The organism is Aeromonas sp. Y293-4, from assembly GCF_027705905.1.
GTDB classification, from domain to species: Bacteria; Pseudomonadota; Gammaproteobacteria; order Enterobacterales; family Aeromonadaceae; genus Aeromonas; species Aeromonas veronii.
On the sequence record NZ_JAPDCI010000064.1, the window covers coordinates 1 to 1,289 of the forward strand.

Annotated in this window: 2 protein-coding genes; both read left to right on the forward strand. The window is 57.0% G+C overall.

What is annotated here, in order from left to right:
- Window positions 1-84 precede the first annotated feature (84 nt).
- Window positions 85-432 carry a quaternary ammonium compound efflux SMR transporter QacE delta 1 gene (locus tag OKC31_RS21555; protein ID WP_000679427.1) on the forward strand — a complete coding sequence of 116 codons (348 nt, stop codon included), beginning with the start codon at window positions 85-87 and terminating at the stop codon, window positions 430-432.
- The gene (gene sul1, locus OKC31_RS21560; protein ID WP_270657743.1) at window positions 426-1,265 is read left to right on the forward strand and encodes a sulfonamide-resistant dihydropteroate synthase Sul1; all 840 of its coding nucleotides are present in this window, start codon (window positions 426-428) and stop codon (window positions 1,263-1,265) included. Before OKC31_RS21555 ends, sul1 begins: the two co-directional genes overlap by 7 nt.
- Window positions 1,266-1,289 lie beyond the last annotated feature (24 nt).

The window sequence follows — 1,289 nt, forward strand, 5'->3', positions numbered from 1 at the left end:
CTCACAGCCAAACTATCAGGTCAAGTCTGCTTTTATTATTTTTAAGCGTGCATAATAAGCCCTACACAAATTGGGAGATATATCATGAAAGGCTGGCTTTTTCTTGTTATCGCAATAGTTGGCGAAGTAATCGCAACATCCGCATTAAAATCTAGCGAGGGCTTTACTAAGCTTGCCCCTTCCGCCGTTGTCATAATCGGTTATGGCATCGCATTTTATTTTCTTTCTCTGGTTCTGAAATCCATCCCTGTCGGTGTTGCTTATGCAGTCTGGTCGGGACTCGGCGTCGTCATAATTACAGCCATTGCCTGGTTGCTTCATGGGCAAAAGCTTGATGCGTGGGGCTTTGTAGGTATGGGGCTCATAATTGCTGCCTTTTTGCTCGCCCGATCCCCATCGTGGAAGTCGCTGCGGAGGCCGACGCCATGGTGACGGTGTTCGGCATTCTGAATCTCACCGAGGACTCCTTCTTCGATGAGAGCCGGCGGCTAGACCCCGCCGGCGCTGTCACCGCGGCGATCGAAATGCTGCGAGTCGGATCAGACGTCGTGGATGTCGGACCGGCCGCCAGCCATCCGGACGCGAGGCCTGTATCGCCGGCCGATGAGATCAGACGTATTGCGCCGCTCTTAGACGCCCTGTCCGATCAGATGCACCGTGTTTCAATCGACAGCTTCCAACCGGAAACCCAGCGCTATGCGCTCAAGTGCGGCGTGGGCTACCTGAACGATATCCAAGGATTTCCTGACCCTGCGCTCTATCCCGATATTGCTGAGGCGGACTGCAGGCTGGTGGTTATGCACTCAGCGCAGCGGGATGGCATCGCCACCCGCACCGGTCACCTTCGACCCGAAGACGCGCTCGACGAGATTGTGCGGTTCTTCGAGGCGCGGGTTTCCGCCTTGCGACGGAGCGGGGTCGCTGCCGACCGGCTCATCCTCGATCCGGGGATGGGATTTTTCTTGAGCCCCGCACCGGAAACATCGCTGCACGTGCTGTCGAACCTTCAAAAGCTGAAGTCGGCGTTGGGGCTTCCGCTATTGGTCTCGGTGTCGCGGAAATCCTTCTTGGGCGCCACCGTTGGCCTTCCTGTAAAGGATCTGGGTCCAGCGAGCCTTGCGGCGGAACTTCACGCGATCGGCAATGGCGCTGACTACGTCCGCACCCACGCGCCTGGAGATCTGCGAAGCGCAATCACCTTCTCGGAAACCCTCGCGAAATTTCGCAGTCGCGACGCCAGAGACCGAGGGTTAGATCATGCCTAGCATTCACCTTCCGGCCGCCCGCTA